This window comes from Luteococcus sp., from assembly GCF_043424415.1.
In the GTDB taxonomy this organism is placed as follows: domain Bacteria; phylum Actinomycetota; class Actinomycetes; order Propionibacteriales; family Propionibacteriaceae; genus Luteococcus.
On the sequence record NZ_JBHWOO010000287.1, the window covers coordinates 1 to 17,437 of the forward strand.

General features: G+C 67.8%; 16 protein-coding genes and 1 pseudogene. 11 read left to right on the top strand and 6 right to left on the bottom strand.

Going from position 1 to position 17,437, the window contains the following annotated elements:
• The first annotated feature begins 127 nt into the window (after positions 1–127).
• The 3 genes from ACHFFZ_RS16020 (at position 128) to ACHFFZ_RS16030 (ending at position 4,731) form a co-directional block, all read left to right on the top strand.
• Entirely contained in the window at positions 128–883 is a 756-nt protein-coding gene (locus ACHFFZ_RS16020; protein ID WP_394277595.1) for a DUF4191 domain-containing protein, read from the top strand.
• A gap of 81 nt (positions 884–964) precedes the next feature.
• Positions 965–2,779 (top strand): ABC-F family ATP-binding cassette domain-containing protein, encoded by a 1,815-nt coding sequence (locus ACHFFZ_RS16025; RefSeq protein ID WP_394277596.1) that lies wholly within the window; start codon positions 965–967, stop codon positions 2,777–2,779.
• 152 nt (positions 2,780–2,931) lie between these two features.
• Positions 2,932–4,731 (top strand): calcineurin-like phosphoesterase C-terminal domain-containing protein, encoded by a 1,800-nt coding sequence (locus ACHFFZ_RS16030; RefSeq protein WP_394277597.1) that lies wholly within the window; start codon positions 2,932–2,934, stop codon positions 4,729–4,731.
• A gap of 56 nt (positions 4,732–4,787) precedes the next feature.
• Here the strand turns inward: ACHFFZ_RS16030 and ACHFFZ_RS16035 are convergent, their stop codons facing one another.
• Complete coding sequence (locus ACHFFZ_RS16035; RefSeq protein WP_394277598.1) at positions 4,788–5,921, bottom strand: glycosyltransferase; 1,134 nt, start codon at positions 5,919–5,921, stop codon at positions 4,788–4,790.
• Between the two features lie 44 nt (positions 5,922–5,965).
• Positions 5,966–6,397: an RDD family protein gene (locus tag ACHFFZ_RS16040; protein WP_394277599.1), complete on the bottom strand. Its 432-nt coding sequence runs from the start codon at positions 6,395–6,397 to the stop codon at positions 5,966–5,968.
• A 152-nt stretch (positions 6,398–6,549) separates the two neighbouring features.
• On the opposite strand from ACHFFZ_RS16040, the gene glnA reads away from it, so the two are divergent.
• Positions 6,550–7,971 carry a type I glutamate--ammonia ligase gene (gene glnA, locus ACHFFZ_RS16045; RefSeq protein ID WP_394277600.1) on the top strand — a complete coding sequence of 474 codons (1,422 nt, stop codon included), beginning with the start codon at positions 6,550–6,552 and terminating at the stop codon, positions 7,969–7,971.
• A gap of 112 nt (positions 7,972–8,083) precedes the next feature.
• Here the strand turns inward: glnA and ACHFFZ_RS16050 are convergent, their stop codons facing one another.
• From ACHFFZ_RS16050 to ACHFFZ_RS16060, 3 genes are read right to left on the bottom strand one after another with little or no spacing between them, the layout of a single operon-like run.
• Entirely contained in the window at positions 8,084–8,374 is a 291-nt protein-coding gene (locus ACHFFZ_RS16050) for a hypothetical protein (RefSeq protein ID WP_394277601.1), read from the bottom strand.
• A complete protein-coding gene (locus tag ACHFFZ_RS16055; RefSeq protein WP_394277602.1) occupies positions 8,367–9,056 on the bottom strand; it encodes an ABC transporter ATP-binding protein in 690 nt (229 codons plus the stop codon). The genes ACHFFZ_RS16050 and ACHFFZ_RS16055 overlap by 8 nt, the downstream gene beginning before the upstream one ends.
• A 53-nt stretch (positions 9,057–9,109) precedes the next feature.
• Entirely contained in the window at positions 9,110–11,173 is a 2,064-nt protein-coding gene (locus tag ACHFFZ_RS16060; RefSeq protein ID WP_394277603.1) for a hypothetical protein, read from the bottom strand.
• 714 nt (positions 11,174–11,887) lie between these two features.
• Between ACHFFZ_RS16060 and ACHFFZ_RS16065 the strand changes: the two are divergent.
• A pseudogene (locus ACHFFZ_RS16065) lies at positions 11,888–12,013 on the top strand (hypothetical protein); the annotation flags it as partial.
• A 109-nt stretch (positions 12,014–12,122) separates the two neighbouring features.
• Here ACHFFZ_RS16065 and ACHFFZ_RS16070 read toward each other — a convergent pair.
• On the bottom strand, positions 12,123–13,136 hold the full coding sequence (locus ACHFFZ_RS16070; protein WP_394277604.1) for a LacI family DNA-binding transcriptional regulator: 1,014 nt from the start codon (positions 13,134–13,136) through the stop codon (positions 12,123–12,125).
• Positions 13,137–13,279: 143 nt separating this feature from the next.
• On the opposite strand from ACHFFZ_RS16070, the gene ACHFFZ_RS16075 reads away from it, so the two are divergent.
• From ACHFFZ_RS16075 to cobA, 6 genes are all read left to right on the top strand, one after another.
• Positions 13,280–13,795, top strand: coding sequence for a bifunctional precorrin-2 dehydrogenase/sirohydrochlorin ferrochelatase (locus ACHFFZ_RS16075; protein ID WP_394277605.1), 516 nt, complete (start codon positions 13,280–13,282; stop codon positions 13,793–13,795).
• Positions 13,796–13,973: 178 nt separating this feature from the next.
• Complete coding sequence (locus ACHFFZ_RS16080; RefSeq protein ID WP_394277606.1) at positions 13,974–14,660, top strand: energy-coupling factor ABC transporter permease; 687 nt, start codon at positions 13,974–13,976, stop codon at positions 14,658–14,660.
• Positions 14,653–15,003: an energy-coupling factor ABC transporter substrate-binding protein gene (locus tag ACHFFZ_RS16085; RefSeq protein WP_394277607.1), complete on the top strand. Its 351-nt coding sequence runs from the start codon at positions 14,653–14,655 to the stop codon at positions 15,001–15,003. Before ACHFFZ_RS16080 ends, ACHFFZ_RS16085 begins: the two co-directional genes overlap by 8 nt.
• The gene (gene cbiQ, locus ACHFFZ_RS16090) at positions 15,003–15,782 is read left to right on the top strand and encodes a cobalt ECF transporter T component CbiQ (RefSeq protein ID WP_394277608.1); all 780 of its coding nucleotides are present in this window, start codon (positions 15,003–15,005) and stop codon (positions 15,780–15,782) included. Before ACHFFZ_RS16085 ends, cbiQ begins: the two co-directional genes overlap by 1 nt.
• Complete coding sequence (locus ACHFFZ_RS16095; RefSeq protein WP_394277609.1) at positions 15,775–16,617, top strand: energy-coupling factor ABC transporter ATP-binding protein; 843 nt, start codon at positions 15,775–15,777, stop codon at positions 16,615–16,617. Before cbiQ ends, ACHFFZ_RS16095 begins: the two co-directional genes overlap by 8 nt.
• On the top strand, positions 16,614–17,387 hold the full coding sequence (cobA, locus tag ACHFFZ_RS16100) for a uroporphyrinogen-III C-methyltransferase (protein WP_394277610.1): 774 nt from the start codon (positions 16,614–16,616) through the stop codon (positions 17,385–17,387). Before ACHFFZ_RS16095 ends, cobA begins: the two co-directional genes overlap by 4 nt.
• Positions 17,388–17,437: the final 50 nt, after the last annotated feature.

The window sequence follows — 17,437 nt, forward strand, 5'->3', positions numbered from 1 at the left end:
GTAGTCCACCGGGGTGCGGGCCCACGGCCGTCAGTGCCCGGATGCGCATCGCGCCACCGCCACGGGCTAGGATTGGGCGGCGGTGGCCCGACGGCCCCCACGACCCACGAGATGATCCGGAGCGACGATGGCGAGCGACAAGGCCAAGGAACTGCGGGCCAAGCAGAAGGCCCAGATCCAGGCGGAGAAGGAGCGCAAGAAGAACTCCTCCGACCCCCGCGACTGGAGCCAGCGACGCCAGCTCACCGAGAGCTACCGCCTCACCAGGCAGCAGGACCCCCAGCTGCCGATGGTGCTGGCCGCCGGCTTCGCAGGCCCGCTGCTGCTGGGCATCCTGCTCGGCGTGCTGGTCAAGCCCCTCTGGTTCTGGATCCTGCTCGGCATCCTGGTCGGCATGACCCTGGCCATGTTCCTGTTCACCCGTCGCGTGCGCAGCTCGGTCTACAAGCGCTACGAGGGCCAGCCCGGCTCTGCCGAGGTGGCGCTCAACATGCTGCCCAAGGGCTGGACCTCCACCCCGGCCATCAATGCCACCCGCCAGCTCGACGTGGTGCACCGCGTCGTCGGTCCGGGCGGCCTCATCCTGATTGGCGAGGGCGATCCGAACCGGCTCAAGCAGCTGCTGGTCACCGAGACCAAGCGCCACGAACAGACTGCCTACGGGGTGACCGTCAACACCATCCAGATGGGCGACGGGCCCGGTCAGGTCCCGTTGAACAAGCTGAGCGACCACATCAAGAAGATGCCCAAGAAGCTCAACCAGATGCAGATCGACGACGTCACCAAGCGTCTGCGGGCGATGGACGCCGTCCGTGCACGGATGCCCATCCCGAAGGGCCCGATCCCGCAGCAGACCTCGCGTCGCGCCATGCGCGGCCGCTGAGCAGCCCTACTTCCACGAACGGTCGTCGCCCCGGCGGCGGCCGTTCGTCGTGCCCGCCTTCACCACCACGAGGAGTCCCCGATGGCCGCCACCAACCTGGTCAATGCCGAGAACGTCAGCATCAGCTTCGGCATCCGCCCGATCCTCTCCGATGTCAGCCTGGGCCTGGCCAAGGGCGACGTCATCGGCGTGGTCGGGCGCAATGGCGACGGCAAGTCGACCCTGCTCAAGGTCCTCACCGGGGCGCTGGAGCCCGACCGGGGCCGCGTCATCAGGACCGGGTCGGTCTCCATCGGGGTGCTCACCCAGGCCGAGCAGGTGGTCGAGGGCCAGAGCGTACGTGACCTGATCGTCGACGGGGAGCCCGACCACGTGTGGGCGCGTGACAGCTATCGGCGCTCGGTCGTCGAACACCTGCTGGCAGACATCGACCTGGACGCCCAGCTCTCCACGCTGTCGGGCGGCGAGCGACGCCGGGCCGGACTGGTGAGCCTGATGCTGGGCCACCACGACCTGCTGGTCCTGGACGAGCCCACCAACCACCTCGACGTGGAGGCCGTCGCCTGGCTGGCCGACCACCTCAACACCCTGCAGCAGCGCAACATTGCCATGCTGGTGGTCAGCCACGACCGCTGGTTCCTGGACGCCATCTGCAATCACGTGTGGGAGGTGCACGACGCCGTCGTCGACGCCTATGACGGCGGCTATGCGGCCTATGTGCTGGCCCGCGCCGAGCGTGCCCGCCAGGCCGCGGCCAACGAGGCCCGCCGCCAGAACCTGGTGCGCAAGGAGCTCGCCTGGCTGCGCCGCGGCGCTCCCGCCCGCACCTCGAAGCCCAAGTTCCGCATCGAGGCCGCGAACACGCTCATCGAGGACGTGCCGCCGCCGCGCGACCGCCTTGCACTGGAGCAGTTCAGCGTGAGCCGGCTGGGCAAGGACGTCTTCGACCTCGAGGACGTTGTGCTGCGCTTCGGCGACCGCACCCTGCTGGACCACCTGACCTGGTCGATCGGGCCGGGCGAGCGGATCGGCCTGCTGGGCGTCAACGGCGCCGGAAAGACCACCCTGCTCAGCCTGCTCACGCAGGAGCTTGCTCCCAACTCAGGCACGGTGAAGCAGGGCAAGACCCTGCGCATCGGGCATCTGAGCCAGCACGTCGGCGAACTGGACGACCGCGAGACGGTGCTGGAGAGCGTCAACAGGCTCAAGCAGGAGACTAAGCTGGCCACCGGCAAGGATGCCTCCGCGTCCAACCTGCTGCAGGAGTTCGGCTTCACCGGCGACAAGCTGGTCACCCGCATCGGGGAGCTCTCCGGTGGCGAGCGGCGACGCCTTCAGTTCCTGCGACTGCTGCTGGACGAGCCCAATGTGCTGCTGCTCGACGAGCCCACCAATGACCTCGACATCGACACCCTGACCGTGATCGAGGACTACCTCGACACCTGGCCCGGCACCTTGATCGTCGTCAGCCACGACCGCTACTTCCTGGAACGCGTCACCGACGTGGTCTACGCCCTCATGGGTGATGGACGCTGTGTCCTGCTGCCCCGCGGGGTGGACGAATACCTTGAGCACCGGCGCACCCATGAGACGGGTCCGGGCAAGTCGGCGCACATGGCTGCCGGCGCCAGCCCAGAGCAGACGAACACCGATGATGGCGGTGCTCCCAAGGCCTCGGCGGCCGAGGTGCGCCAGGCACGCAAGGACATGGGGCGCATCGAGGGCCAGCTGAAGAAGCTGCGCCAGCGCCGGGAGATGGTGCACGTGCAGATGGCCGAGGCCGCCGCCGACTACTCCCGGCTGGCCGAGCTGCAGGCCGAACTGCAGGCTGCCGACGACGAGGTGGAGGAGCTGGAGATGGCCTGGCTGGAGGCTGCCGAGCTCGCCGAGGGCTGAGTCGCCACCCCTGCGGGAATGACTCAATCACTGTGCTGGTTGAAAAACATTCCCCAAGTGGTGGTCTGTTGGCCACTCGGCCGCCACCCCGGCTTCCTAGCGTGGAGGGCGTGCCCGCATCGGGCACCACCCCCCACCAGGAAGGAATCACCGTGTTCCCCATCACCTCTGCCAAGTCGCGCGCCACCGTGGTCGCTGGCCTCAGCTCGCTCGCCCTCGGAGCCAGCCTCCTGACCACCGCTCCCGCAGCCACCGCCGTGCAGCAGGACGCCGAGACCTACCGCGGCCAGGTGCAGGTGGTGCCCGGCAAGGATCCCAAGGCCCGCGTCCTGCACGGCACCGTCTTCGTCGATGCCGACCGTGACTCGGTCAAGGACCCGGGCGAGAAGGGCTTGGCCAAGGTCTCGGTGTCCAACGGCCACCAGGTGGTCAGGACCGACCGCAATGGCAACTACACCCTGCGCGTCGACGACAACAGCACCGTCTTCGTCACCCAGCCCGCCGGCCACCAGGTGCCGGTCGACGAGGCGAACGTGGCGCAGTTCTTCTACAACCACATGCCCGCCGGTTCGCCCAAGTTGAAGTACGGCGGCATCGCGCCCACCGGCCCCCTGCCCGAGGCCGTCAACTTCGGCATGGTCCAGAGCAAGGCCACCGCCGCCAGCGAGCAGCATTGCCTGATCGGCGGCGACATCCAGACCTACAAGAAGAAGGAGGCCGAGTACGCGGCCAGGGGTGCCTTCGCCGACCTCAACAAGCGCGAGGACTACAAGGCCTGCGGCGCCCTGTTCATCGGTGACATCGTCGGCGACGACCTGAGCCTCTACCCCGGCATCCGCCAGCTCACCGCCAAGCTGAATGGCCCGGCGCGCTTCCTGCCCGGCAACCACGACCTGGACTACGACGCGAAGACCCGCGCCCATGCCTACGACACCTACCGCGCCAACTTCGGCCCCACCCACCATTCCTACGACGTGGGCCGCGTGCACGTCGTCTCGCTCGACACCGTCCAGTACCCCGCCGTGGGCCGCAACTACAACGGTGCCTTGGGCAAGGAGCAGCTGGAGTGGCTGCGTCGCGACCTCGCCACTGTGCCGAAGGACAAGCTCATCGTCGTCGCCGGCCACATCCCGCTGCTCACCTACGCCGACCAGGGCAGCGAACAGCACCAGATCGACGAGGTGAAGCAGGTCTACAAGGTGCTGAAGGGCCGCAAGGCGGTGGCCGTCGCGGGTCACACCCACAGCATCGAGAACATGCGCAAGGGTGACTCGATGGCCGGTTGGGAGGACATCTTCGGTGTCTCCGGTCTGCCCTTCCAGCACATCACCTCCGGCGCCATCTCCGGCGACTGGTACACCGGCCAGATGCTGGAGCAGGGCTACCCGATGGCCGTCCAGCGCGATGGCGGCCTTCCTGGCGTGGTGACCCTCGACATCCGGGGCAACCGCTTCACCGAGCGCTTCACCGTGCGCGGCGACAATGGCACCGACCAGATGGCGCTGGGGCTGAACACACCGGCCTACCGCGAGTGGTTCCGCAAGAGCATGCCTGCCAAGGGCAAGCCGAAGGCAGGCAATGCCGCGGCGCTGGCCGATCCACTGAAGGTCTCGAAGGCCGACCTGTCGGGCACCTGGCTGACCACCAACTTCTTCATGGGCTCCACTGGCTCCACGGTCACGGTCAGCATCGACGGCAAGCGCGCCCAGAAGGCGACCCGCACCCAGCCGATGACCGGCGAGGGCCAGTACGTCGGCGCTGAGTACTCCGATCCGGCTGCCGCCCAGCAGCAGCTGCTCCACGGCGGCTCGGTGGCCGACCGGTCGATGCACCTGTGGCGCCAAGGGCTGCCCACGGACCTCGAGGTGGGCAGGCACACCGCCACCGTGCGGGCCACCGATGCGCACGGCCGTGTCTCGACCGAGAAGCTCACCTTCGAGGTGACCGAGTGACCGGCTGACCAACCAGGACGATCCCGGGCAGCTCGGACAGGCCGGCCGGAGTCACCTCAGCGACTGGTGGCCTCGGCGTAGACCTCTCCGAGCTGTTCCGCGATCCGGGCCGGCGCGAAGTTCGCGACGGCGTCGGCGCGGACCATGTCCCGGTCCCAGTCACGGAAGTGCCCCACGAAGCTGCGCAGCGAGGAGGCCAGGGCATCCACGTCGCTGGCCTCGGCGAGCATGCCGACCCCTTCGTGGATGAATCCCTCCGGTCCGCCGGAGCCCTGCGCCGCCAGCACCGGGAGGCCGGAGGCCATCGCCTCGATGTAGACCACGCCGAAGGTCTCCCACTCGCTCAGCATGCAGAAGCCGTCGGCCGCGGCGAACTCCTGGGCCATCTCGGCGCGGGTGCGCTGACCGAGCAGCCGCACCCGCTGCTGCAGTCCGTGCCGGGCGATGGCGGCCTCGAGCTCGGCCCGTTCGGCACCCTCACCCATGATGTCGAGCGTCACCTCCGCACGCTCGGCGAAGGCACGGGCGAAGCCCTCCACCAGCAGGGCCATCCGCTTGCGCGGCAACAGGTTGCCCACGCTGACCAGGCGGATGCCTTGATGCGTACGCGGCGGCACGGTGGTGAAGGTGTCGACATCGACGATGTTGGGCACCACCTTCACCGGCCGGTGGAAGTTGTCCACCAGCACGTCGGCCAGCGCCTGCGAGACCGCGACCACCGCATCGGCCCGGCGGTAGGCCTCCCACGCCTTGCGGCGCAGCACCGGGGGGATGTGGTCGGGGTGGAACTTCGAGTTGTGCTCGGTGGCCACCAGGGCGAAGTCCTCGCGACGGGTGGACCTGCCCGCGGCCAGCGCGTACTTGGTGAAGTGGGCGTGCACCACGTCGGGGCGGCCGTGGCGGGAGATGATGCGCCCCAGGGCCAGGTCGAGGGCCCGGTCCAGCACCGCCTGGTCGACCACGTCGGGCACGCGACCCAGCGGGATGCTGACGGTGTGCACGTCGATGCCGCCCACCACCTGGTGGCGCACCCCGAAAGGCCTGATCCGACGCACCGAGCGCACGTCGAGGGCGGCGATGGCCACCCGGTGCCCCGCGGCGCGCAGCGCCCTGGCCTGGTCGAGCTCGAAGATCCCCCACAGGGGGGTGCGGGGGCTGGGGATCCCCCGGGCGACGATGACGACGAACACGCTGGCTCCTGGGTGACGGGAATGGGGTCCTTGGGGGATGTGGGTCAGCGGCGGTTCACCACGACGGTGCCCAGGGCGAGGTCGTCGAGGCCGCGCCGCTCAGCCCCGATCACCAGGGCGGGAACCAGGACCACCTTCATGGCGGCCCGGGCAGCCGAGCGCGCCCAGCCGATCGGCTGGTGGTCGAGGCGCACGACGGCGATGCGGCAGATCAGCTGACCGAAGGAGCCCGAGGTGAGTGCGGTGAGCACCGTCTTCTGCAGGAAGTACAGCGTGATCGGCATGAAGCGTCGCCAGTCGAAGCCGAAGAGCACCGCGTCACCGAAGAGCAGCCGGGCGATGATCATGCACGCCGCCCAGTCGGTCACCAGCGCGGCCATCCGCTGGTTCCAGCTGGCCAGGGAGCCACGACCGGTCGGGGGCAGGCCAAGGGACTGGCCGGGATGTCCGTCGACGGAAGGTGCGGGCTGGCTCATGGCTCCCAAGCCTAGTCGGCGCGGAAGCGGGCCGGTGTAACACCGCTGTTACGTGACCGGAACCCCCGGGCAATCGCCGGTCGCTAGGCTTCTGCGCATGGCCCGGTCGAGCACCGGGAAGGACGAGTACACCCACCTGCACGGAGGAAATCATGTTCCAAGGTCCCGACGACCTGTTGGCCTACATCAAGGACGAGGGCATCGAGACGGTCGACGTCCGCTTCTGCGACCTGCCGGGCGTGATGCAGCACTTCACGGTGCCGGCCGCCGCCTTCGGCCCCGAGGTCTTCGAGGACGGCCTGTCCTTCGACGGCTCCTCGATCACGGGATTCACGCGGATCCACGAGTCGGACATGGCGCTGATGCCCGATCCGACCACCGCCTTCATCGACCCTTTCCGGGTGTCGAAGACCCTGGTGGTGAACTTCTTCGTGCACGACCCGATCACCAAGGAGCCCTTCTCCCGGGACCCCCGCAACATCGCCAAGAAGGCCGAGTCCTACTTCGCCTCCACCGGCCTGGGTGACACGGTCTTCTTCGCTCCCGAGGCCGAGTTCTACGTCTTCGACGACGTCCGCTTCCAGACCAAGACCAATGGCTCCTTCTACGAGATCGACTCCGAGGCCGGCGCCTGGAACACCGGGCGGGTCGAGGAGGGTGGCAACCGCGGCTACAAGGTCAAGCTGAAGGGCGGATACTTCCCGGTCTCCCCCGTCGACCACTTCTGCGAGCTGCGCGACGAGATCGTTGCCCACATGGAGAAGCTGGGCATGCAGACCGAGCGCGCCCACTCCGAGGTCGGCACCGGTGGCCAGGCCGAGATCAACTGGCGCTTCGACACCCTGACCGCCAGCGCGGACAAGGTGATGCTGTTCAAGTACCTGGTGAAGAACACCGCCTGGGTGAATGGCAAGACCGCCACCTTCATGCCCAAGCCGATCTTCGGTGACAACGGTTCCGGCATGCACGTGCACAGCTCGCTGTGGAATGACGGCACCAACCTGTTCTACGACGAGAACGGCTACGGCCAGCTCTCCGATCTGGCCCGCTGGTACATCGGTGGCATCCTGAAGCACGCCCCGTCGCTGCTGGCCTTCACCAACCCGTCGACGAACTCCTACCACCGGCTGGTGCCGGGCTTCGAGGCGCCGGTGAACCTGGTCTACTCGGCCCGCAACCGCTCGGCCTGCATGCGCATTCCGTTGACCGGCAGCAATGCCAAGGCCAAGCGCGTGGAGTTCCGCTGCCCCGACCCGTCGGCCAACCCCTACCTGGCCTTCTCCGCCATGCTGATGGCCGGCCTGGACGGCATCCAGAACCGGATCGAGCCGCCGGAGCCGATCGACAAGGACCTCTACGAGCTGCCGCCCGAGGAGCACGCCCAGGTCGCCCAGGTGCCCGCCTCGTTGGAGGAGGCCCTGAAGAACCTGGAGGATGACCACGAGTACCTGCTGCAGGGCGACGTGTTCACCCCGGACCTGATCGAGACCTGGATCCAGATCAAGCGCGCCGACATCGACGAGATCCGCCAGCGGGTCCACCCCTACGAGTTCGACCTGTACTTCGCCATCTGATCCGCGACGCCATCACGGGCACGAGCCGCCATCACCCACGTGATGGCGGCTCGTTGCGTTGTTGGGTCCCTGTCCGAGACGGATCATCCGCCACGCAGCGCTCGGGCCCCGCTCAGCCGATTCGGCGGGCCTGCAATGCCTGTGCTCCCACGGTGACAGCGGCCGCGGCGCACGTCACGACGAAGGTCAACGGCTGGTATCGGTAACTCGAGGCGAACTGCGTCCAGACTTCTCCGAGCACAAATCCCACCAGGGCGCCATTTAGGACCGACGATGCGACGCTGCGGCCTGCCCGGCTGTTCAGCCAGCCCCTCAACAGGAGGTAGGAAAGACCGGCAGCCGCCGCCGCGACACAGAACAGCACCACTGCCTCCATGGCGGCGCGCATCCAAAAATCACTCATCATGAACCTTTCCCAGAAGACGATCAGAAACTACTGGACAGGACTCCTCGCCTGGCAAGGATTCGAGGTGGAGGCATGTCGTGCAGACATCATGGACCATTGCGCTGTGCGTTGCGATCACGACGGCAGCGCCGTCGTCGGCCAAGGTGCGCAGCAAGTCGAGGACACGAACCGCATTGGCATCATCCAGCGATCCAGTCGGCTCATCGGCGAGCACCAACGTGGGCTTCTTGTTCATCAGTCGAGCCACTGCGACTCGTTGCTGCTCACCGCCGCTCAAGACGTGTACGGGCTCCGAGCCTCGCCCGGCCAGCCCGACCGCTTCCAGCTCACTGGTGTAGGAATCTCGCTGCCAGAACCAGATCCTTCCAGTCCCATAGGAGATGTTCCGATTGACTGTCTCGGATTCAACCAGCCCGTAGTCCTGGAAGAGATAGCCCAGCTCCCGACGTCTTAGACTCCTTTTGGCCCGCTCCTTGATCCCCGAGATCGGCTGACCCTTCCAACTGATGGATCCCGCACTCACGTTGTCAAGGGTTCCGATGCAGTTCAACAGGGTGCTCTTGCCTGAGCCGCTGGGGCCCATGAGAGCAGCCATCTGCCCTGGCTGGACCGTCCAGTTCACAGCAGCCCAGAGGGTTCGCGACCCAAATGTTTTCGAACAGTTGACTATCTCGAGCATTGGTTTCCTTTGGCTTTGCCAGCACTGCATCCACCATGATTGGTCATGGACGATCACCGCCCTCCGGTTCGGAGAATTTCAAGGACATTGCGGCGGAGAAGCGTGAACTCCAAGGCCGCCAGCAGAGCAAGCACCACCACCGTCGAGGTGAAGATCAGCCACGGCACGGATACGGCGTGAGTACCGTAGACATTCAACTGGCCAAGCGTCGCGGACCGGGGGCGCGAAAGCCAGAGGATTCCTAGGCCGCTGCAGATGTCAAGGGTGACGAGCAGAGGAGCCATCGCGACCAGCCCCGCCCCCGCGACGGCCCGAACGAAGATCCTGCGCGAATACTGACTGCAGTACATCGCCGTGGCCGCCAACGTACTGATGACCAGGATCGCCAGGAAGCCGAAGAACTCCACTTGGGCGGCGGCCATCGACGAGGCGATCTCCTTGTCGGTGCGCCGTGTGTCGTAAACCAGGGTAGCGACATCAGATACAGATGATCGCAGCGCTGGGGCCCGGTCCAAGGTGCGTCGGACGTCCTGATCCCGAAAGAGCAAACCATCCCCGGTCAGCGCGAAGTCCGGCCCTGGCACGAGGGCACGCGGATAGACGAGCACCACCGGCGAGACTGCCCTGCGCAAGCCGGCGCCATCGCGCCCCATGAGGACCTGACCGCTCGGGACTTCGACCACATCCACTGGGACACGCTGTGTGTCCCAACCGGGCACCGTGCCCAGGTTCCCTGCTGCAAAGACGGTCGCAGCGTATTCTTCGACATCTCTGCGTGACTTGCTGGGTAGGCCCTTCGGGACCAGGACGGTCATGGCCCGGGGGTTCAAATCCTTGTCAGGATCCAAGAGCCGCCCGTCTTCCAGCATGATCTTGGAGACGCGCAGGAGTGCCGGACTCGCTTCCAAAAGATAACGAACTCCCTCCGTACTCACGTCCAATGGAGATCCTGCGTCACTGCTGACGAAGAACATCGGCGTCACATTGGCCATCAGCAACGATCCGTCTTGGTATAGCGGTTGAATCTGTGATCCGATGGTATTCGCGATCTGCGGATTGTCCGATGCCCCTGCGTTGACTCCATAGCGGCTTGCCGCGACCAAGGGCCCCGGATCAGAAAGGACGGCGCTCAATTCTCGGCGTTGAGCCACACTCACTGACAACGTCGTCACGATGCCAACGCACATGATCACGCTGATCCCCCGAATCACGTAGACCACGGGGATGGCAAGGACTGACACGGTACGTCCCTTGACGGCCTCGAGGACCGTCAACCGACTCAACAGAAACTGCGATGCACTGATCGCCGTCACGCACACAATGACCAAACCGAGGATGAAGACGAGCGCCAGCAAGGTTCCCGGAATCACGAACAGTGGAGGGATTTGGGTTGCTGCCACCCCCGAGGCTGCCAGGACCAAGCCGATTCCCAGCCCCACGATCGACCCAGACCATGCCAGACACTGGTTCATGGCGATGAGAGGCCGACTCTGCCCGTGCAGCACCTGAAGTCCGGCCCGGCGTCCGCTTCGCAGGGTGGCCCCTCCAGCCAACAGGAAGACCAAGAGTGCCGCAGCGACCATCGTGCGACTTCCCAGTGCCAGGGCCCGCCCCCGCCAGAAGGAGAAGTCGTTCCCGGCCTCAAGCTCGATGGCCCAGTTTTTTTGGAGGAAGTACTTCTGGGCTGCCTGCCCCGCTTCCAATGAGCGATCTCCCATGAAGGCCAAATAGGCCACACCCGGCTCGAATTTCTCGATGATCGTGGGATGCTGCTCCAGATCGACTGCACGCATCTGGCAGGGATTGCGCAGGCAGGGATAACCCTGCACTGTCCACTTGGAGAATTCTGAACCTTGGCGAGCTGGAACGCCCGCCACCACGCCCTGCATGTCCGCGGAGGGGCTGCCAGCCACCACGACATCCACATCGTAGGCAGCAGCCCAGTGCCGCATCTCTTCGAGCGGATAGGAAGTACCCACCAGCTCGGGGGGTCGGGCAGCGGCGTTCCATGTCGTGACATCCACTCCAAGGAGAGGGTCGCGGCTGGCATTCCACACGACGGCGCACGCCAAGTAGATGGCGATCAGCGCCGACAGGACCGCAGTAAACCGTCTCATCCCAACCTTTTCCAGGAGATCCCCACTGGGCCGCCACGGGGTCTCATCACTGAGGGAACCGGCTCAATGGAAAGGGTTCAATTATCACTCTGCTACGGGGGTCACCCATACACATTGCGGTGACCCCCGCAGTCATTCTGCACATCGAGCCCGAGGATCGACACCAGTGGCGTGCTGCAAGGCGCGCCCCCCATCCGAGTCAACACTTTCGGTAGAACGACTCCCTTGCACTCGTCACGTCCGCCAAGGACGACTTCGCCCACGTCTCGGTCGAGGGGCCCATGCACTTGGACTGGTGAGTCCTGTGAACCCCAGCCTTTGTATTTCCTGCCGTGGACGAGCCATGGTTCACGCTATGGTGTTTGTAGTTCGACCACACCGAAGTTCCTGCCACGCCATGATCCCAAAAGGACTTGCAGTTGCGGCCGAGCCAGTTGCAGTCACCCGATACGGTGACTGCTGCTGCGGGACCAACCGCAGTGGCCCCCATTGAGAGCGCGACGATGACGGCTCGCGCCAGACCCCTCTTCAGATTCATGGTATTCCCTTCCCTGGTTGGAAAACACGGCGGACGCGGTGTGTTGGTGACAGTACAGGGGGGGGTGAGCAGCGTCAACCGATGGCTGGCCTCCGGGCGAGGGGGGACTCGACCAAGCCGCTGATGTCGTGGTGTTCCTGCGCTGGCCGGCCAACACATGGCTAGGGTTCGCCGGCATGCTGCAGGGTGACGTGTTCACCACCGACCTGATCGAGACCTGGGTCGACATCAAGCGCGCCGACATCGACGAGCTGCGCCAGCGCCCGCACCCCTACGAGTTCGACCTGTACTTCGCCATCTGAGGCACTGCAGGACTGGCAGTACGACGACTGGGGCCGGTCACCGTGTGGTGACCGGCCCCAGTCGTGTCCCTGCGGGCGGTGGCTGGCGTGCCCGGGGGCCTCTCGCTCTCTAGCCCAGGATCTCGCCGGAGGAGCCGCGCACGACGAGCTCGGGGAAGGGCCCGATCTGGCTGGTGGGCTCGCCGTCCTCGAGCAGGTCGACCAGTGCCCGGGCGGCCAGGGTGCCGATCTGTTCGGTGTGCCGGCGCAGGGCGCTGATGCCGGGGCGCATCATGCGCAGCGCGGGCGAGTCCTCATAGCTGGCGATGCACACGTCGCTGCCGACCACCAGTCCGGCGTCGGTGCAGGCGGTGACCCCTCCCACGGTCATCAGCTCGTTGTCATAGAGCAGGGCGGTGGGTGCATTGCCGGAGCGGACCAGCCGTTCGCTGGCGTCCATGCCGGTCAACTCGTCGCCGGTGACGACGTGGACCACCTGGGGGATCATGCCGTGGTGACGTGCCCGCGCCTTGAAGGCCTCGGCCCGCCATGAGACGTACTGGAGCTCGGGCGGCCCGGTCACATAGGCGATGCGCTGGTGGCCGCGCGCGGCGAAGTGGTCAACCAACAACTGTGTGGTGCCCACCTCCTCGACGCCGACGGTGCTGATCTTCTCGGCCACCGGCCCGCCGATGGTGACCCCGGGCATGCCGATCTCGGTGAGGACCCGGGCGCGGGAGTCATCGATGGTGGGGCGCAGCAGCACGACCCCGTCGACGCGACGCTCGGCCCACCAGGTGCGCAGTGTGCGCTCCTCGGCCTCGATCGAGGGCACCACCTGCAGCACGATCGAGAGGTGGTTCTTGTCGAGTTCGCGCTGCATGCCGGCCATGAAACGCATGATGAAGGCCTCGGCATGGTCGTCCCCGACGCCGCGCTGCAGGGTGAGGCCGAAGGAGCCGACCCTCTTGCCAGACAGCGCTGCCGCCGCCGCGCTGCGGGTCCAGCCCAGCTCGACGGCCACCTGCTTGATGCGCTCCCGCGTGGACTCCGAGACCCCGGGGCGATCATTGAGGGCGAAGGAGACGGCTCCCGGCGAGACCCCCGCCTCGCGCGCGATGTCCTTGATGGTTACTCGCTTCACCCAATCGACTATTACGGTTTATCACCCAGGCTTCAACCGCTCGATCCCATCCGAGACGGGATCGGGGAGAAGACCACCCCGAACTATCACCCCTGCGGCCTTGTGCGAGACTGACGGGGAGCGCCAGCGGCAGTGAGGTGAGAATGACAAGCCCAACCACGAGTGACGACGGCCCGCCTGCCCCGGACTGCAGCCAGCCGGTCTACCTGAGCGGGCTGGACCTGCACGGCCGCCGGGTCCTGGTCGTGGGCGCCGGTCGTGTCGCCAGCCGCCGCATCCCCCGCCTCCTCGAGGCCGGCGCCCTGGTCGAGGTGGTCGCTCCGCAGGCCTCCGAGCACGTCGAGGCCCTGGCTCGGCAAGGACGCCTGGCGTGGCACCAGCGGTGCGCCACGGCCCAGGACATCGACGGCGCCTGGTACGTCATGGTGGCCACCGCGGATCCCGAGGCCAACGAGGCCATCTCTGCAGCAGCCCAGCGGGCGCGGATCTTCTGTGTGCGGGCCGACCTCGCCTCCCGCGGGACCGCATGGACCCCGGCCACCACACGGATCGGGGATTTCACCGTCGGCGTGGTGGGCAATCGTGACCCCCACGGCTCGATGGAACTGCGTCGACGCATCGTCGAGGCGCTGGCCGAGACGCCCCCGGATGCCGACTGATCCCCGAAAGATGCAAGACTGGACCACACAACTACACAGCCCGTGACGGGTGCGAGGAAGCCGGACGAGCCGGCACGGTCGCGCCACTGTGTCCGAGACCCAGGTCTCGGGAGTCAGGAACTCCCCCGTCATGGCAGTCACTCAACCGAGACGCGTCATCTCGAGAAAGTTGCCTCCCATGCACATCGCCGAGGGATTCCTGTCCCCCATGCAGTGCGCCGCCTGGTATGCGGTGAGCGCACCCTTCGTCATCCACGGCGCCCGCGCCGTGATCGCCCAGAGTCGCCGGAGTCCGGAGAACCGCATGCTGCTGGCTGCGGCCGGCGCCTTCACCTTCGTCCTGTCGGCCATCAAGCTGCCATCGGTCTCCGGCAGCTCCTCCCACCCCACCGGCACCGGCCTGGGCGCGGTGCTCTTCCGTCCGCCGGTGATGGCCTTCCTCGGTACGGTCGTCCTGCTCTTCCAGGCCCTCCTGCTGGCCCACGGCGGGATCACGACGCTGGGGGCCAATGTCTTCTCCATGGCGGTCGTCGGACCCTGGGTCGGCTACAGCGCCTTCCTGCTGACCCGCCAGCTGGGCGCCAGCCCCGCGGTCGCCGTCTTCATGGCGATGTTCTTCGCCGACATGGCCACGTACTGCACCACCTCACTGCAGCTGGCCCTGGCCTACCCGGACCCGTCCTCCGGGATCGCGGGTGCCCTGGGCAAGTTCCTGGGGGTCTTCGCCATCACCCAGGTCCCCCTGGCCGTCATGGAGGGTCTGCTGGGAGTGGTCATCTTCGGCTTCCTCGGCCGCGTCGCCCCGCAGGACCTCGCCCGACTCGGCATCCGGACCACCACCTCGAAGGAGCTGCAGCATGCCTGAGAGCCCCCGCCGCAAGCCCTGGGTCACGCCGCTGCTGCTGGCTGCCGTCGCGGCCATCTTCGCCCTGAGCATGGCGCTGGCGCCGCGTCCGGCTGGCGACGGCCAGGAGGCCTTCGCCGGCACCGATTCCGTGGTCACCGAGATGCTCGCGGACAACGGAGTCACCCCTTGGTTCGAACCACTCTTCGAGCCCGGCAGCGGGGAGGTCGAGTCGGGCCTGTTCGCCCTGCAGGCCGGACTGGGAGGTGGCCTGCTCGGCTACGCGCTCGGCAACCTGCGCGGACGCCACCAGCAGCGCCGGGAGGACCAGGACGCCGCGGCCAGCCGGGAGCCGGCTGCCTGATGCACATCCCCGTCATCGACGACGCCGCCTGGACCAGCCCCTGGCGGCGTCGTCCCGTCGGCACCAAGATGGCGCTCAGCCTGGCGCTGGTGCTCACCGCCCTGGTCGGCCCGGTCTGGCCGACGGTCCCCCTCGTGGCGCTGACCAGCCTCGCACTGCTGCTGGGGCCGGCCCGGATCAGGGCGAGCGCACTGGCCAGGGTCCTGGCCGCACCCCTGCTGTTCATCGCGTCGGGGGCGGTGACGGTGGCGGTCGGCCTGGGCGCTCCGCCGACGAGCACGACAGTGCTGTGGCGGTGGGGACTGGTGTCGGTGAGCCGAGAGTCGCTCACCCAGTCCGTCGGGTTGCTGGGGCATGGCATTGCCGGAACACTGGCCCTCATGGTGCTGGCCACCACCACCCCGATGGTGGACCTGGTGACGTGGGCCCGACGCTGCCGGGTGCCCGACCCGCTGCTCGAGGTCGCCTCGCTCGTCTACCGCCTGTGCTGGGTGCTGCTGGCCACGGTGGAGGCCATGCACGAGGCGCAGCAGGCCCGTCTGGGCGGCTGCGCCCCCCTGCGCCGCCGGCTCAGGACGACCGGAGAGACGATCGGGCAGGTGATGGTGCGCTCCTGGGACCACGCCCGTCGACTGGAGGACGGGATGGCCGGACGCGGTTACGAGGACTCGCTCACCACCCTGGCCGTCGAACCAGCCCGGACCCGCCCCTTCACCGCCGCCGTCACGGTGCTGCTGGCCGTCCTGTGGGCCCTGCTGTGGCTGGTGACCCGTGGCTGAGCACGAACCGCTGCTGGCGGCCGAGTCCGTCTCGGCCCGCTTCGACGACCACCCCGTCCTCACCGGCGCCAGCATCACCCTGCCACGGGGCAGCCGCACCGCCCTGCTGGGCGCCAATGGCTCGGGCAAGACGACCCTGCTGCGCTGCCTGTCGGGAGCGCACCGCCCCGACCAGGGGCAAGTGCTGCTGGCAGGGCGTGCACTGCGACACGATCGCACGGGCCTGCGGGAGCACCGCCGCCGGGTCCAGCTGGTGTTGCAGGACCCCGACGACCAGCTCTTCAGCGCCGACGTGGCCCAGGACGTCTCCTTCGGGCCGATGAACCTGGGGCTGGCCGAGGCCGAGGTGCGCTCCCGCGTCGCCGAGGCACTCGACCTGCTTGCCGTCACCCACCTGGCCGCCAGGCCCACCCACCAGCTGTCCTATGGGGAGCGCAAACGGGTGGCGACGGCCGGGGCGGTGGCGATGCGGCCCCAGGTGCTGCTGCTCGACGAGCCCACAGCCGGCCTCGACCCTGCGGGGGTCCACGAGATGCTGGCCGCCCTGGAAAGGCTGCGCGGCGAGGGCGCCACGGTGGTGCTGGCCACGCACGACGTCGACCTCGCGCTGGCCTGGGCCGACGAGGCGGCCGTGGTGGCCGACGGCCGGGTGCGCCAGGGCCCCGTCGCGGAACTGCTCGACGATGCCGAACTGCTGGTCCGCGCCCGGCTGCACCGGCCCTGGCCGCTGGAGCTGGCGGCCCGGCTCGGGCTGCCCGGCCGCCCCCGCCATCTGGACGAGATGGCCGCACTGCTGCAACGATCCGCACAGAACCCAACCGAGGAAGCACCATGACGTCTTCAGCCCCATCCGGCACCCTTGCCCCACTCGAGCCCGGGACGGTCACCCTGGTGGGCGGTGGGCCCGGCGATCCGGGGCTGGTCACCGTCGCGGGCCTCGCGGCGCTGCGCCAGGCCGATGTGGTGCTGGTCGACCACCTGGCTCCCCAGGACAGCCTGGCCGAGGTGAGCGAGTCCTGCGAGGTGGTCTGGGTGGGCAAGCTGCCACGCGGCGAGTTCGTGCCCCAGGAGCGGATCAACGAGCTGCTGGTCGAGCACGCCCGGGCCGGATGCCGCGTGGTCCGCTTCAAGGGAGGCGACAACTTCGTCTTCGGCCGGGGCGGCGAGGAGTGGCAGGCCTGCGCGGCGGCAGGGGTGGCGGTGCGCGTGGTGCCCGGCGTCACCTCCAGCGTCGCAGCCCCAGCCCTGGCGGGGATCCCGGTGACCCACCGCAGCCTGGTGCAGGGCTTCACGGTGGTCAGCGGCCATGTGCCGCCGGGTGACGAGCGTTCCAGCCTCGACTGGCAGGCGCTGGCCCGTACCCGCACCACGCTGGTGGTGCTGATGGGGGTGAAGTACCTGCCCGAGATCATCGAGGCACTGGTGTCAGGCGGCCTCGATCCCCGGACGCCGGCTGCGGTGGTCGCCAGCGCGGGCACCCCCGGGATGCGCACCATCCGGGGGCAGCTGGACGGGATCGTCGCCCTGGCCGCGGACGTGCGCCCCCCGGCGGTGACGGTGATCGGTGAGGTCGCCGGCCTGGAACTGGACGCCGTCGAGGCCTGAGGGGGCGTGCCCGGTCGAGACAGCCCCTGCTCCACTGCCCCGGCCGGCCC

Excerpts from the sequence above, each read along its gene's own strand:
- ACHFFZ_RS16020 (WP_394277595.1), top strand. The coding sequence starts at position 128 with ATGGCGAGCGACAAGGCCAAGGAACTGCGGGCCAAGCAGAAGGCCCAG.
- ACHFFZ_RS16025 (WP_394277596.1), top strand. The coding sequence starts at position 965 with ATGGCCGCCACCAACCTGGTCAATGCCGAGAACGTCAGCATCAGCTTC.
- ACHFFZ_RS16040 (WP_394277599.1), bottom strand. The coding sequence starts at position 6,397 with ATGAGCCAGCCCGCACCTTCCGTCGACGGACATCCCGGCCAGTCCCTT.
- glnA (WP_394277600.1), top strand. The coding sequence starts at position 6,550 with ATGTTCCAAGGTCCCGACGACCTGTTGGCCTACATCAAGGACGAGGGC.
- ACHFFZ_RS16050 (WP_394277601.1), bottom strand. The coding sequence starts at position 8,374 with ATGAGTGATTTTTGGATGCGCGCCGCCATGGAGGCAGTGGTGCTGTTC.
- ACHFFZ_RS16055 (WP_394277602.1), bottom strand. The coding sequence starts at position 9,056 with ATGCTCGAGATAGTCAACTGTTCGAAAACATTTGGGTCGCGAACCCTC.
- ACHFFZ_RS16060 (WP_394277603.1), bottom strand. The coding sequence starts at position 11,173 with ATGAGACGGTTTACTGCGGTCCTGTCGGCGCTGATCGCCATCTACTTG.
- ACHFFZ_RS16075 (WP_394277605.1), top strand. The coding sequence starts at position 13,280 with ATGACAAGCCCAACCACGAGTGACGACGGCCCGCCTGCCCCGGACTGC.
- ACHFFZ_RS16080 (WP_394277606.1), top strand. The coding sequence starts at position 13,974 with ATGCACATCGCCGAGGGATTCCTGTCCCCCATGCAGTGCGCCGCCTGG.
- ACHFFZ_RS16085 (WP_394277607.1), top strand. The coding sequence starts at position 14,653 with ATGCCTGAGAGCCCCCGCCGCAAGCCCTGGGTCACGCCGCTGCTGCTG.
- cbiQ (WP_394277608.1), top strand. The coding sequence starts at position 15,003 with ATGCACATCCCCGTCATCGACGACGCCGCCTGGACCAGCCCCTGGCGG.
- cobA (WP_394277610.1), top strand. The coding sequence starts at position 16,614 with ATGACGTCTTCAGCCCCATCCGGCACCCTTGCCCCACTCGAGCCCGGG.